We start from the raw sequence: 14,501 nt of genomic DNA, 5'->3' as shown, positions 1-14,501 counted from the left end.
AATTAAAATTTAAGTTTAAAACTTTATATGAAAAACTATTTAAAGGTAAAGTATACAATTTTTAACAAAAAATGAAGAAATAATGTATAAATTTTATTTGAAAGTTGTTATAATATAGTGAAACAAAAAATATCTATTTTATAGATTAAAATAGATAATAATGATAAACATAAAATGCCATTGAGTTTATACATAGTTAAATAAATAAGAAACTACATATATTTTCAATCTTTTAATCTTATTTATTTGTATATGTCTTATTAAAATTTATTATGTAGATATAGATACTTAGTTTAGTACATAAATTAATTAAAGCACGATAGTATAATAAGTACTATTGTTTGAAAGAAGGGGAGAGTTATATGGAGAGAAGTATCTATAGGTTAAATTTGATTATGCTTACATTGTTAACAATAACTTTAAATTTTACTGAATTAGCAAGTTATATTTTAACAGACTCACTAGTTAATATTCAGATGATTAATAAAGTTAGCTTAACCTTTATAGTCAGCATAGCTCTTTTGAAAATATTTACATTTATAGAAATTGAAAAAAAAATTCATAACAAACAATGGTATAAAAGTTATAGAAAAATATCAATTTTATTTAACACACTACAAATAGTGATTTGGAATTTGATATATATTTTTTTCAATAGGTATTGTTTAGGTCAAATTGAAATAGTTATATACTTATTGCCAACAGTATCAAGTTTAATAGTAATTTTTCATAAGTATCCTCATAAAACAGTAAAAAAGTTTCAGGATATTTTAGAATTACAAAAGATAAATAATATAAAATGAAAAATTTTAATATAGGATATAATATTAAATAAAACTATGCATATAAATTAATAAATATATGTATAGTTTTATTTTTTAAACTATTATAGATATAATTAGAAAAAATTATGGCAAATCATATCAGTTGACAATAGCGAAATAAAGGATTAAAATAATAATACAATTGAATATATGCAAAAAGCGTTTAAATCTAATTACAACATGGGGGCGTTATGGCTTCGACGGGGGTAAGATGGATTTGAGAAGCGAGTCGAGGGACGCATGTGGCCTCGTTAATAAAATATGCACTAAATGTAAACGCAGAAGATAATTTTGCATTAGCAGCCTAGTTAGTTGCTCGTCCTACCTTTGAGTCCCACGGCTTAGGATAGGGCGTCAAATAGTGGGGAACCGAACTTAGCAAAGCTTTGAGCTATGGACGGAATTTATGAAGCTACTAAAAGGTAAAGCCTGTCTGCAGGCGTTACCTGGAGGGAATGTTAAAATGCAGACTGCACTCGGAGATGCTCAAATTGGTCTACTTTCGGACAGGGGTTCGATACCCCTCGCCTCCACCATTAAAATCCACGATACATAATGACCGTACTGGAATCCAGTACGGTTTTTACGTTTATAATAAAAAATTGAATATATGGACTTATTTGTTGCATAGTTGTAAAATATTAATAAAATATATATATTGTCAATATGAGTCTGACTAGTATTTAATATAGGAAAAAGTGATATTAAAATTAATTTTTGGCATGTATGGGGGTGATTATTTATGAGTATATTTGTAAGTATGGAGTCCAAATTAAAAAAGTTGGCTATTTCACCAATATTCTTTATTGGGTCAGGAATATCAAGAAGATATATTAATAGCCCTGATTGGAAGGGGTTGCTTCAAGAGATTAGAAGTGATTGGGAAAGAAGCTATAAATATTATTATCAAAAGCATTTAGTAAATGGGAACTGTAATTTTGAAGAATTAGCATCAGAATTAGAAACTATGTATTTTGATAAGTTGACAGATGAGGAATTAGAAGAAGGAAAAGATAAAAGATATTACTTTAGAAAGAGAATAAGTGAAATAGTAGGTGTATATTTAGAAAAAAGTAAAGAAATAATAAAAACTAATAATGAGATAGAAGAGTTAAAAAAAACAAGTCCCTCTGCGATTATTACAACTAATTATGATGAATTAATGGAAAACATATTTCCTCAATATACAAAGTTTGTAGGACAAACTCAACTATTAGCTAATGTTGTTGAAGGTGTTGGAGAGATATATAAGATACATGGATGTTCTACTAATCCAGAAAGTATAGTAATAAGTAAAGAAGATTATGATAACTTTTTTGATAAAGCCTTATATTTAAATTCTAAGCTATTAACACTATTTTTGGAATATCCAATAATATTCATGGGATATAGTTTAAGTGACAGAAATGTTAAGAGTATACTGAGTTCTATAGTAGGTATGTTACCACCAGAAAAAGTAAGGGAATTAAGTAGTAGAATTTGGTTTTTGAGAAGAAACAAAGATGGTGAAAATTATAAAAAAGTTGAAAGAATAGAATTAGATAATAGTAAGTATATTGACGTAGAAACATTTTATGTTAATAATTTTGGAGAATTTTTCAAAGTGATTAGCAATAAAGACATAAAAAGATTGCCAATAAAATTTCTAAGATTTCTAAAAGCTAATACATATGAATTAATTTCCACTCAAGAGTATGACCCTAAAAAATTAGATGTCAATTTACAAGACCTAGAAAGAGTAGATAATTTTAATGATTCAAGCAACTTTTTAGGAATAACTATAAGTTCTAGAGTGCAGAAAAGTATGGTCAAAAGAAGTGATATATGTGAGGTATTTATACAAAGGGACTCATGCGCAATAAATAAGTATTCTATATTGGATTACATTCTTAAGAATAATGAGAAAATACCTATTTATTGGGCTATAAAGGGCTTAAATAAAGAAGAGGTTGAAGGATATATTGAAAAATCCAATTTTAATACAAATGCTAAAGAAAGAGTTAAGAAGAAAATATTCGAAAGTGGAGGAGAAGGAGAAAAATTTAAGCTATATATAGGAGCAGATAGCAAAATTAGATTCTCTTATAGTGGAAAAATCAATGATGATGAAATAAGTATATATTTAAATGAAGTTTATAAAAGTAATAATACTGAACCGCAAAGAAGAAAAGGAGTAAGAAGATACTTTTTACTATATCTATTAAATAATTTTATAGATGAATTATCAAAAAATAATGAATTTTTGTTGAAAAATAGAAATGAAATTTTAATAGCTTTAACATATTTAGAGAAAGGTTTTATAGAACAGAATGAAAACAAGCTATATGAGCTAATTAAGATTCTAAATGATAAGAAATATGATAATAGTTATAGGACTGTGCTATGTTACTTAGATGTAAGCTTAAACAAACATTTATAATTGGAGAGATATCAAAAATATTATAATTTATATTTTTGACTAAAAGCCTTAATTGCCAATACAGCGGTGATTAAGGCTTTATTATTTGTAAAAATCTATAGGAGGCACTTATGACAAGAAAAGTAATAAAGGAAACTAAATATTGCAAAATACTTAATCAAGGGAAAATAGAGGATGATGATTATTATGACTAAAAGAATAATAAAAGAGACTAAGTATTGCCAGATATTATGCCAAGGAAAGGTATATTCCACGCTCATTGGAGGTAACAGAAGAACAACTATTACAGTTAATTAAAGAATCAATAACAGAAGGAGTATTCTCCAAGGATTTTATAAAAAAATTATCTCAAATATTAAATGAAAAGTAGGAGGAGTTTAAAATATTTGAAAATAAGAGCAATCGTTATATTACTAGAATAATAGATTATCTTAATGAAAGAGGATGGAAAACAAAAGTTGGAAATACTTTTGGTAAGAATAGCATTTATAGTATATTAGATAATGAAAAGTATTCTGGGGTTTACGTTTTTAATAGGAGCTCAAAGAAAGATACCCTTGGAAAAAGAAACAGTCATTTGCTAAAGGATGAGAGTGAAGTGATAAGAATTGAGGTAGGAATGCCGGCTATAGTTTCAAAAGAGACATTTCAAAAGGCTAGAGAAATGATGAATGCTAGGAAAAGAGCTCCTGGGGCAAATAAAGCAAAAGAAACATACTTGTTGTCAGAACTTATCTTTTGTGGAGAGTGTGGTTCAGCAATGCAAGGAAATAGGAGAAAAGCTAAAGATAAGCCTATGTATATTTCTTATAGATGCGGTGGCAGAATGCAGAAAAGGAATTGTGATAATAAAGAAATAAGAAAAGAGTATATTGAAGAGTTTGTACTATCAGAATTAGAGAAAAATATATTGAATGATAAGGCTGTTCCTATACTTGTTGAAAAAATTAACCAACATATACAGGAGCAAGCTAAAAACGAGAAGGAATCTACAGAAATAATGCTAAAGGAGATAGAAGATATTGATGAGCAGATTAATAATATAGTAAGTGCAATTATGAAAGGATTTGCTCATGAAGAATTTAAAACCATGATGGATGACTTAAAGGGTAAGAAAGCCAAACTAGAAGTTGCTATAAAAGAACAGGAAAACAGAAGCAAAGCTCCTAAAATAACAGAAGAACAGGTGAAACAATTATTTTCAATGTTTAGAGACTTTGTAATACAGAGAAATATACCAAAATGTAAGAAATTCATACAAAATTATGTTAATAAAGTAATAGTTTATAAAGACCACGTTGAAGTAATATTCAACATGGTCTTTAATATTTTACAGGGTTATGAGGCTTATAAGATTAAGTCTACTGTAAAGAAAGCTATTCTTTTTAAAAGGTATAGGAATATAGCATAGAAATATAAATATAGAGCTTATTAAATGGTATTGATTAATAAGCTCTGTTATTAAAGATGAATCAAAGTGGTTCATAATGAACCATTATAAAATTAGGGTGATACTAATTTTCAAGAAAGGATGTGGTTAAATGAAAAAGGCTATAACAGTAAGAATGGATGAGAGTGTATATAATAGTATTGCAAATGATGCCGATAGGCGAAAAGTCTCTATTAATAGGGCTTTAAATGACAGAATTAGTGAAACAGGAAGCACATTAAATGTTCAAGGCGATTTTTATAGTAATTGTAACTTTTATAACAGTTACCCAAGAACAAATTCCACAAATGAAAATAGTATTATAGAGGATGTACCATTTAGAGAAGATTAAATTAAATCCAATTTATACAAACTATAAGCTTACTGAAGGTATACTTATAAAATAATAGTTTATAAAGACCATGTTGAAGTAATTCAACGTGGTTTTTAATATTTTAAAGGACTATAAAGTTTAAAGTTATGTTTTCTGTAAGAAAACTACTCTTTTTAAGAGGTAATGAATGTATCATATTAGAGATATTTATACAAATATAGAGTATAATTAAGTGAAAGTAAAGGAATTTAAAAACATTTCATAGAATTTATTGGTGTAGAGTGAATATAAAGATAGTATTTGTATAAGGAGAATAGTTTTATATGAGATTAAAATTCGAGGAATGGTATAAAGAAAGAAAATTTTCTAGTTTAACAGAAGATTTATTTGATGAATCTGTTAGCTGTTATAAAATATCAGCATATAGGTCTGCATTCTTGATGTCCTATCTAGGATTTCAAAACATAATTAGGGAACGATTATTAAATGATGATAAAAAAGAAGATATATTTACGAAAGAGACTATAGATATTTTAGAAGGCGATGAACGATGGGAATTTAAAATAACTACTATAATTAAAAGTAACAATAAAAATGATAAGAAAAACGAAAAAATAAATAGAGGATTATTTAATGATAATTACATAGTCAATAATAGTAAGAATATAAATCCATTTAAATTATCTGAACAAATAGAACAAGAATATAATTATTGGCATTTAATTAGAAATAATAGTGCACATGCAAAAGGAAGAGAGATTACGTATTCTACTATAGAAAGCTTTTGGAGCTTTATAGAAAACAGTATTTCGAAATTTATAATTAATGGTGGAAAAGATGGATTGATAAGAAGAGCTAAAGAATGTTATAAATATAAAAATGAAAAAAATGCTATTGATATAGAAGATATAGAAGTTATAGTAGATGATTTGATTTCATTGGGAGAAGAAAAAGAAATTTATGAGTTTTTGAAAGAAATATCTGTAATATTTAAAATTGAATATTACAATAAGTATGATATTGTAAAGAGGTTTTGGGATAAAATAGTTAAATTTGATAATGGGATAGTTAATAAAAATTTATTAAACTTATTAAGGGAGGACATCGAATCGCTATTAAAATTTATAGAAGTATACCCAATAATATTTAAGGAGCTACAAGATGATTATAGATTTATGGTAGATTTAAGAGAACAAAAAATAGCAGAGTACATTAAGTATGCAGATAACAATAAAGAAAGGGTTGCTATATGGAGATTAATAGATAAGATATTAAATGATAATAAATTAGCAGAAGAAGAATTGGAAAAATTTATAGATATAATAGTTAATAATAGTAGTATGCCTCCAGTAGAGCAGAGTATATGTTTTTTAAAGAATACATCTTACTTTGAAAAATTAAGAGAAAAGCTATTTTCTTATCAATTTGACCCATATAAGAAAGGTGGGAAAAATTATGTCGATAGGAACTATGAATTTATAAAATTTTATTTGTTAGAAGCAGAGTTAGATAATGAGATAGCTAAAAAAGTAAATATAATGTATGAATGGAGTAAGAGTTGTAATTATAATGAATATGAACAAACGCTTTATGTGTATAGAGAAGGCTTATTCTCTGAGATGATGGATAGGATATTAGAAAATGAGAAATTTAAATGTAAATATGAAGAAGCTCTCGGAAAAATGAATTCTAAATAATATATCCGAAAATGTATTTAAATATAAACAATGTGAATATTTATTAGTGGATTTCGCCTATTGTGCTTCGCCTCCACCATTAAAATCCACGATAATTTTTTATCGTGGATTTTTTATATTTATAGGAATAATTAATAATATTTTGCCAAAAGTAATATTAAAAAAATTATTCAGGTGAGGTTATGAAAAAATATATACAAGATGATTCATACTTTGAAAAAATAGATAATGAAAGAAAAGCATACTGGTTAGGATTTTTATATGCAGATGGGTGTATATCTGAAAGAAGTGAAAATAATAAAATAGTAATAATACAATTACATAGAGATGATAAATATCTTTTAAAAGAATTTCTAAAAGATATAAATTCCGATACACCCATATATGTAAATAAAAAGGGTTATGTTTCTATTAACATTGGAAGTACTAAAATGGCTAATGATTTAATAAAATTAGGATGTTTACCTAGAAAATCATTAGTTCTAAAGTTTCCATCAGAGAAAATAGTATCTTGTAATTTAATAAAGCATTTTATTAGAGGTTACATGGATGGCGATGGATGTATATCAACTTATAAAAAAATAAGAAAAAATAGAAAAAGTCCAATATTTGTATGTGAAATAAAGTTTATTGGTACATATGATATGCTTTTGGGAATTAAAAAATTTTTCAATTCGGATAAAGATATTTTGATAAATAAACATTCACCTAAGAGTTATCAAATAAGTTTTTCAGGCAGAAAGTATAGAAATGCAGTAGATATTTTATATAATGATGCAACTATTTACTTGAAAAGAAAAAAGATAAATGGGATGAATTTCTAAACTATATGAATTATATAGATATAAAAAAAGAGGAGAAGGAATCTAGGATAATAGTAAAATTAGATAATGAAGCAAATTATATAGGAGAATATACATTGAAATCTTTAAAAAAAGAATTTGATATAACTGCTATTTTAAGATGTTGTGAACATAGAGAAAAGCATAAATCGTATAAAAGGTTTAGGTGGATATATTTAGATGAATATAAGGAATTTACTGAGAAATGTATAGATATAAAAGATGTTTTAGGTTGTAAAAAAATTTGTAATATTGAAAAGTCAAAAGTAATAAAGACAGTTGAACAGTATGATTTAAATAAAAATTTTATTAGAACATGGGAAAATGCTAAGGTAGCAGCCGACCATTATAACACTACATCAAAGGCAATACGTAAAGTTTGTAATGGTGAAAGAAAAACTTGTTGTAATTTTATATGGAAATATACTGAGCCAAAAATGAGTAAACAATCTAAAAAAGTTGCTCAATATGATATAGATGGAAACCTTATTAAAGTTTGGAATAGTTGTAAAGAAGCTGCATTATTTTATGATGTTACATTTCAAGCCATTCAAAAAGCCATTAGTGGTAAATATAAAACTTGTTGTGGGTTTAGTTGGAAATATATATAAAATTAAAATTTGCAGTATAAGATTTTTCTACTTCATTCATTAAAATCACTCCAACAATATAATTACTTAAGTATATAGGGAAACAAGCTCTTATTTAAATTTATCCAATAACTTTAAAATATTTTCATACAAGATGCAGCGTTGAATTCTAAGTGATTCGGAGCATGTCTCACTATTTCAGGTATCCAAGTTTTGAAATGGATAATTTTAAAAGTTAACTTGGAACCTTATAGTTTAAACTATTTGCATTTTAAAATTCATATCTATATAAATTAACATTCATTATTTTTTATTTGGCAATAAAAATATATTGACAAAAGTAAATAGTGGGAATATAATAAAAAATAATTTAAAGAACGGAGGAAATATTATGAAAATTACAAGCTGGAATACAACAATAACATCAAAATTTAATAGAGTACTCTTATTAGTAGCCGAATTAATTTAGCAATTGTGTTTATTGATATATAAATTTAGATTTATTACTGTCATAGATGCAATTGCTACACTAGATGATTGTATCTATGACGGCTAATTTTTATTTTACATAAAGTAAGCCTCATAGAATTATTATGAGGCTATTATTATATTTTTTGATAATTAAAGCCTCATAGATTAATATGGGGCTTTAATTATATCCTAGGTGAAAGCTCTATATATAACTATGGGGCTTTTGTTTTATATTATAGCAAAACTTTAGCAATAGACCTAAATAGGCTGTTGACCTAATAGTTATGCGAAATAAATAAATTTAACTTAGGAGGAAATGAAATGCAAGAAAATAGAGAGCAATGGGGAACTAAAATTGGATTTATACTTGCTGCAATTGGATCAGCAGTAGGGTTAGGTAATATATGGAGATTTCCTTATGTAGTATATTCAAATGGAGGAGGAGCATTTTTAATACCGTATTTATGTGCCATATTTACAGCAGGAATACCACTTTTAATATTAGAATACGGAATGGGACACAAGTTTAAAGGTTCAACACCACTTTCTTTAGCAAGAGCAAACAAAAAATTTGAATGGATAGGTTGGTGGCCAATAATTAGCTCGTCAGTTATACTATGCTATTACTCAATGATACTAAGTTGGGCAATTAAATATATGACTATGAGTTTCACCAAAGGTTGGGGTGAGGATTCTAATTCGTTTTTTTATAATGATTTCTTAAATTTATCAGATTCACCGCTTAATTTTGGAGGAATAGTTTGGCCTATATTAATAGGTATTGCGATAATATGGGTTATAAATTGGTTTATATGTTATAAAGGAATAAAATCTGGGATAGAAAAAGCTAGCAAGATATTATTACCAGCCCTATTAGTAGTAATGATAATAATTGTTATAAGAGGAGTTACTTTAGACGGTGCAAGTGTTGGGTTAAATACATTATTTACACCAGATTGGAATAAGGTAAAAAATCCTCAAGTTTGGATATCTGCATATGGACAAGTATTTTTTTCATTAAGTATAGGTACTGGTATAATGATGACATATTCAAGCTATTTACCTAAAAAGACTGATATAAATAATAGTGCATTTATGACTGCATTTGCTAACTGTGGATTTGAGTTTTTATCGGCTATAGGAGTATTTGCAATACTTGGTGTAATGGCTACAAGTCAAGGGGTACCTATGGAAGAAGTTGTTACAGATGGAATAGGACTAGCATTTATAGCTTTCCCTAAAGTATTTACAATAATGGGTATATGGGGAAATATATTAGGAGTTTTATTTTTTTCTTGTCTAGTGTTTGCTGGTATAACATCATCAGTTTCTTTAGTAGAAGCAATATCTTCAGCTATAATAGATAAGTTTGGTGGATCACGTAAAAAAGTTGTTACATGCATGTGTTTAATAGGATTTGTTGCAACTATAGTATTTGCAAGTAATGCAGGGTTATATTTACTAGATATTATGGACAACTTTATAAACAATTATGGAATAGTTGTAGTTGGATTATTAGAAGCTTTTGTTATCGGATGGGTAATTAAGCCTAAGGTTATAAGAGAACATACAAATAAAATATCTTATTTTAAAATCGGTAAGTGGTGGGATGTAATTATAAAATATGTAACACCTACTTTATTAACAATAATCTTAGTTCAAAGTATTATAAATGAGTTTAAAAGTCCTTATGGAGGTTATGAATTAATATCTTTATTATTGTATGGCTGGGCTATTATAGCTCTTGGAATTATAGGTGGATTATTAATTAGCAAAAAATCTTGGAAGAATAGTAAGTTATAGAATATAAGTAGTAAGGAGATGATGTAAATGACAAGTGTATCAATAGGATTTTTTATATTAGGAGCAGTAATTCTTTGGGGCGGGTTTATGGTAACTTTAGCTATAACTATTAAGAATGAGAGAAAAGCAAATTAAGTAACATACTAAAATGTATTATAGGGTTCCAAGTTGACTTTTAAAATTATCCATTCCAAAACTTGGATACCCAAAATAGTGAGACATGCTCTGAATCGCTTAGAATTCAACACTACATTTTATATGAAAATATTTTAAAGTTATTGAATAAATTTAAATTCGAGCTTGTTTCCCTATAGTTATAACGGATTTAAATAATGTGTTTATAATATATATGTTTACATTCCATCAATAGAATTGCAAAATGAGTATATAAGATTTGTTGAACAAGTGGACAAATTGAATTTGAGTTTCTATATTCTAAGACATTTAATGTACCTATTTCTGCAAATTTTATAAATTCTAAATGAATCATAAATAAACCTTTATCCCATCATTGATAAACTAGTGATAGGGCAAAGGTTTATTTATTTTAAGGATATATAATATGAAATTTAAAGTTGATAAAGCAACAAAAAATTTAAAGGCTATAAAGGATGTGAATTTGAATCCCAAGCCTAGTATATGGCGCTTTTAGGACATAATGGAGCTGGGAAAATAACACTTATGGAATGATGGTAGTAAATCTAAAGCATAGAAGAAAAATAAATGCTAAGAGGGTTATGTAAACACAAGGTGGTGGAAGTAATAGAAGAGTATAATTTAATCAGCTAGGAATGATAAATAAAAAATTAATATATATAAGCATACACTTGAATGTTAAGTTCAGTTGATAGAATTTAAACTATATTTTGAATACAATAAGTATAGGAGGTATGAAAAGTATGATTAGTACGAATTTAAAGAGGTTAAGAAAAAATCACCAATATACACAAGAGGACGTGGCTGAAAAAATTAATGTTTCTAGACAATCAGTAGCGAAATGGGAAAATGGTGAATCTACACCGGATATAGATAGTTGTGTTAAACTTGCAAAATTGTATAATGTCAAGATAGATGATTTAGTGAATCATTCGGAAGAAGAATCAGGGATTGTAGTACCTCCTAAAGGAAAGCATTTTTTTGGAGCTGCTGTAGTTGGGGAACGTGGTCAGATTGTTATTCCAAAGGAAGCAAGAGAGATATTTAATATAAAAGTAGGAGATAAGTTATTGATATTAGGAGATGAGGAAAGAGGAATTGGAATTGTTCATCAACGTGATTTGATAAATTTTGTAGGTAGCATAGGAATAGCAAGAAAGGAAGAATAATTTTAAAGTGAAAATTTATAAAAGGGTGGTTAAAATATGAGTAAAATAGTGTTTTTCAATATTCCAGCACATGGACACACTAATCCTACAATTGAAGTAGTTCGTGAGTTAGTAGATAGAGGAAATGAAGTGTTATATTACTCTTTTAATGAATTCAAAGATAAAATCGAAGGTGCTGGAGCAAAATGTATTTGCTGTGATGAGTATCTTCCCAAATTGCGATCTAGTGATGAAAAAAAAATTGGCAAGGATTTCTCAGCACTAATTGAGATGGTTGCAGATACTACTTTAGCTTTAGATGAAAAAGTTTGTAGAGAGCTTAAAGTCTTTAATCCAGATTGCATTGTATCAGATTCTTTAAGTTTTTGGGGTAAGTTATTTGCAAAAAAGCTTAATATTCCATATGTATGCTCTACAACAACTTTTGCATTTAATGAGCATACGGCAAAACTAATGAAAAAAGGTTTAAAAGAATTTATAGTTATGATTTTAGGAATGAATCACATTAATAAGAAAATAAAGCTTCTGAAAAATAGTGGATATGATGTTAAAAATATCATTTCCATGATTGCAAATGATAATGATACAAATACTATCGTATATACATCAAAAGAATTTCAACCAATGGTGGAGACTTTTTCTGATAAGTATTCTTTTATAGGACCATCAGTGCCTAAGGTGATTGTAGAATCTAAAAAAATGGATAGGAAGTTAATATATATTTCACTTGGTACAGTAAATAATAAAAATATTAAATTTTATAAGAACTGTATAAATGCATTTGAAAAATGTGATGTTGATGTAGTTATGTCTGTTGGCAATGGTACTAATATTAAAGATTTAGGATATATACCAAATAATTTTAAGGTTAAAAATAGTGTTAAGCAGATTATGATACTTCAAAAAACAGATGTATTTATTAGTCATTGTGGTATGAATAGCGCTAATGAAAGCTTGTATTATGGGGTCCCTATGGTATTATTTCCACAGCATTCAGAACAAAAAATGGTAGCAGAAAGAGCTGCTTACTTAGGCGCAGGGGTTATGTTAAAAAAGAATAAATCCCAATATATTAAAGATGCAGTTATGCAAGTTATAAATAATAATGAATATAAAAGAAATGCAAATAAAATAGCAAGTAGCTTTCAGAATTCAGAAGGTCCCAAAGGAGGGGCTGATGCAATATTAAAGGTTATATATGAGAGCAGGCAAAATTAGTTATAGGTATTGAGGATATTAAAATGGAACTATTTAGAATAACTAATAGTTATAAAATACGGATAATGTAAAAAAATTAAACAAAAATCTATAAAGTTTAGGCATAATGAAAAAAGACCACATAATAAAGTGGTCTTTTAATTTCAAATCTAAGTTTTTTATAGTTCTCTTCTTTCAATTTTAAATTCTATAGCTTCTTCTATTTCTTGAAGCATTCTTTCATTCTTAGGATCTACAAAAAGACATGTATAACCACTTTCACCAGCTCTTCCAGTTCTACCGATACGGTGAATATATGATTCAACGCTTTCTGGAATATCATAGTTGTAAATATGAGTTACACCACTAACATCTAATCCTCTAGATGCAACATCTGTAGCTATTAAATATTGAATATCTGCATTTCTAAAAGCTTTCATTATTCTTTCACGTTTAGATTGAGGTACATCACTATGAAGTTTCTCACAGCGGAAACCATTTTTAGCAAGAGATAATTCAAGATCATCTGCTCTTCTTTTAGTTCTACAGAATATTATTGACATAAAAGGATTATCTTCTTTTAATACAGCACATAGTGAATTTAATTTTTCTCTGTCTGTAGTTTCAACTACATTTTGTTTAATGTTAGTAAGAGTAACCTCTTCTTTTTTTACAGCAACAACTGTTGGATCAGTCATATATCTATATGCAAGTTTTTTTACAGCAGAATCCATAGTTGCAGAAAAACATAATGTTTGATGTTTTTTAGAACACTCTTTTATGATTTTCTCCACTTCATTTTTAAATCCCATAAATAGCATTTGATCAGCTTCATCTAAAACTAAGGTTTTTAATTTAGAAAGGTCTACAGTTTTCTTATCAAGATGATCTAGAAGTCTACCAGGAGTTGCAATAATTAAATGAGTGTTTCCTTTAAGCTTTTTTAACTGGGAACCTATGTCTTTTCCACCGTATAGAGCTAATATATTTATATCTTTAGCAGACTTTAATTTCATAGCTTCTTCTGTTATTTGTATTGCAAGTTCCCTTGTAGGAGTTACAATAAGTCCTTGAACTGAATTTAGACTAGGGGAAATGTTTTCAAACATTGGTAATAAAAATGCTAGAGTTTTTCCTGTACCAGTTTGAGCTTCAGCTATAACATCTCTTCCTTCTTTTATAAATGTAATGCTTTCTTCTTGGATAGGTGTTGGTTTTGTAATACCAGATTTTTTTAATATATTTATAATATCATCATTAATTCCTAATTCTTTAAAATTCATCACTTCATACCTTTCGTTTATAAGACATGGCAAAACATTTTTAGAGGTCTTAATGTTAATGTTATTTACATTTTTGACATGTCTAAGTTTTTTATTTATATAACTATAAGTATACAATTTTTAATTTAAATTTATTCACCGAACTTTTTGTTTTAAAATTCATCTTAGAACCATCTATTAATAATATCACAAGCTTATAATTAAGACTAATATTATTTATTAATTAGAAGATCAATTTTAAATTAATAGCTTATTTAAAATCTTTATTATTACATAATGTAGTAAAA

General features: G+C 27.2%; 12 protein-coding genes and 1 other RNA gene. 12 read left to right on the top strand and 1 reads right to left on the bottom strand.

The genetic code is table 11. The features are described 5' to 3' along the window. Positions 1-362 precede the first annotated feature (362 nt). The 12 genes from CSGHG_RS06120 (at position 363) to CSGHG_RS06055 (ending at position 12,952) form a co-directional block, all read left to right on the top strand. Positions 363-803, top strand: coding sequence for a hypothetical protein (locus tag CSGHG_RS06120; protein ID WP_010293498.1), 441 nt, complete (start codon positions 363-365; stop codon positions 801-803). A gap of 203 nt (positions 804-1,006) precedes the next feature. Then, positions 1,007-1,360, top strand: a transfer-messenger RNA (tmRNA) gene (ssrA, locus tag CSGHG_RS22540). A 206-nt stretch (positions 1,361-1,566) separates the two neighbouring features. Continuing rightward, complete coding sequence (locus CSGHG_RS06110; RefSeq protein ID WP_010293496.1) at positions 1,567-3,243, top strand: SIR2 family protein; 1,677 nt, start codon at positions 1,567-1,569, stop codon at positions 3,241-3,243. A gap of 382 nt (positions 3,244-3,625) precedes the next feature. After that, the gene (locus CSGHG_RS20015) at positions 3,626-4,654 is read left to right on the top strand and encodes a recombinase family protein (protein WP_328284733.1); all 1,029 of its coding nucleotides are present in this window, start codon (positions 3,626-3,628) and stop codon (positions 4,652-4,654) included. Between the two features lie 130 nt (positions 4,655-4,784). After that, on the top strand, positions 4,785-5,024 hold the full coding sequence (locus CSGHG_RS06095) for a hypothetical protein (RefSeq protein ID WP_010293493.1): 240 nt from the start codon (positions 4,785-4,787) through the stop codon (positions 5,022-5,024). Between the two features lie 305 nt (positions 5,025-5,329). Further along, complete coding sequence (locus CSGHG_RS06090) at positions 5,330-6,703, top strand: hypothetical protein (protein ID WP_010293491.1); 1,374 nt, start codon at positions 5,330-5,332, stop codon at positions 6,701-6,703. A gap of 182 nt (positions 6,704-6,885) precedes the next feature. After that, entirely contained in the window at positions 6,886-7,527 is a 642-nt protein-coding gene (locus CSGHG_RS21770) for a hypothetical protein (protein ID WP_010293489.1), read from the top strand. A 5-nt stretch (positions 7,528-7,532) separates the two neighbouring features. Beyond that, complete coding sequence (locus CSGHG_RS06080) at positions 7,533-8,156, top strand: NUMOD1 domain-containing DNA-binding protein (protein ID WP_010293487.1); 624 nt, start codon at positions 7,533-7,535, stop codon at positions 8,154-8,156. Positions 8,157-8,927: 771 nt separating this feature from the next. Beyond that, positions 8,928-10,409, top strand: coding sequence for a sodium-dependent transporter (locus CSGHG_RS06075; RefSeq protein ID WP_010293486.1), 1,482 nt, complete (start codon positions 8,928-8,930; stop codon positions 10,407-10,409). 27 nt (positions 10,410-10,436) lie between these two features. Then, entirely contained in the window at positions 10,437-10,544 is a 108-nt protein-coding gene (locus CSGHG_RS23070; RefSeq protein WP_010293485.1) for a MetS family NSS transporter small subunit, read from the top strand. Positions 10,545-11,308: 764 nt separating this feature from the next. Next, positions 11,309-11,734: a helix-turn-helix domain-containing protein gene (locus CSGHG_RS06060; protein ID WP_010293484.1), complete on the top strand. Its 426-nt coding sequence runs from the start codon at positions 11,309-11,311 to the stop codon at positions 11,732-11,734. Positions 11,735-11,770: 36 nt separating this feature from the next. Continuing rightward, positions 11,771-12,952 (top strand): macrolide family glycosyltransferase, encoded by a 1,182-nt coding sequence (locus tag CSGHG_RS06055; protein ID WP_010293483.1) that lies wholly within the window; start codon positions 11,771-11,773, stop codon positions 12,950-12,952. Positions 12,953-13,110: 158 nt separating this feature from the next. Here the strand turns inward: CSGHG_RS06055 and CSGHG_RS06050 are convergent, their stop codons facing one another. After that, entirely contained in the window at positions 13,111-14,214 is a 1,104-nt protein-coding gene (locus tag CSGHG_RS06050; protein WP_010293482.1) for a DEAD/DEAH box helicase, read from the bottom strand. Positions 14,215-14,501: the final 287 nt, after the last annotated feature.

Origin of the sequence: Clostridium senegalense JC122, assembly GCF_000285575.1 — a bacterium.
Taxonomy (GTDB): Bacteria; Bacillota; Clostridia; order Clostridiales; family Clostridiaceae; genus Clostridium_J; species Clostridium_J senegalense.
Note: the sequence above shows the minus strand (reverse complement) of the source record. Positions and strands in the feature narration are given on the sequence as shown.

Coding starts and splice junctions, on each gene's coding strand:
- CSGHG_RS06120 (WP_010293498.1), top strand. CDS start 363: ATGGAGAGAAGTATCTATAGGTTAAATTTGATTATGCTTACATTGTTA.
- CSGHG_RS06110 (WP_010293496.1), top strand. CDS start 1,567: ATGAGTATATTTGTAAGTATGGAGTCCAAATTAAAAAAGTTGGCTATT.
- CSGHG_RS06095 (WP_010293493.1), top strand. CDS start 4,785: ATGAAAAAGGCTATAACAGTAAGAATGGATGAGAGTGTATATAATAGT.
- CSGHG_RS06090 (WP_010293491.1), top strand. CDS start 5,330: ATGAGATTAAAATTCGAGGAATGGTATAAAGAAAGAAAATTTTCTAGT.
- CSGHG_RS21770 (WP_010293489.1), top strand. CDS start 6,886: ATGAAAAAATATATACAAGATGATTCATACTTTGAAAAAATAGATAAT.
- CSGHG_RS06080 (WP_010293487.1), top strand. CDS start 7,533: ATGAATTATATAGATATAAAAAAAGAGGAGAAGGAATCTAGGATAATA.
- CSGHG_RS06075 (WP_010293486.1), top strand. CDS start 8,928: ATGCAAGAAAATAGAGAGCAATGGGGAACTAAAATTGGATTTATACTT.
- CSGHG_RS23070 (WP_010293485.1), top strand. CDS start 10,437: ATGACAAGTGTATCAATAGGATTTTTTATATTAGGAGCAGTAATTCTT.
- CSGHG_RS06060 (WP_010293484.1), top strand. CDS start 11,309: ATGATTAGTACGAATTTAAAGAGGTTAAGAAAAAATCACCAATATACA.
- CSGHG_RS06055 (WP_010293483.1), top strand. CDS start 11,771: ATGAGTAAAATAGTGTTTTTCAATATTCCAGCACATGGACACACTAAT.
- CSGHG_RS06050 (WP_010293482.1), bottom strand. CDS start 14,214: ATGAATTTTAAAGAATTAGGAATTAATGATGATATTATAAATATATTA.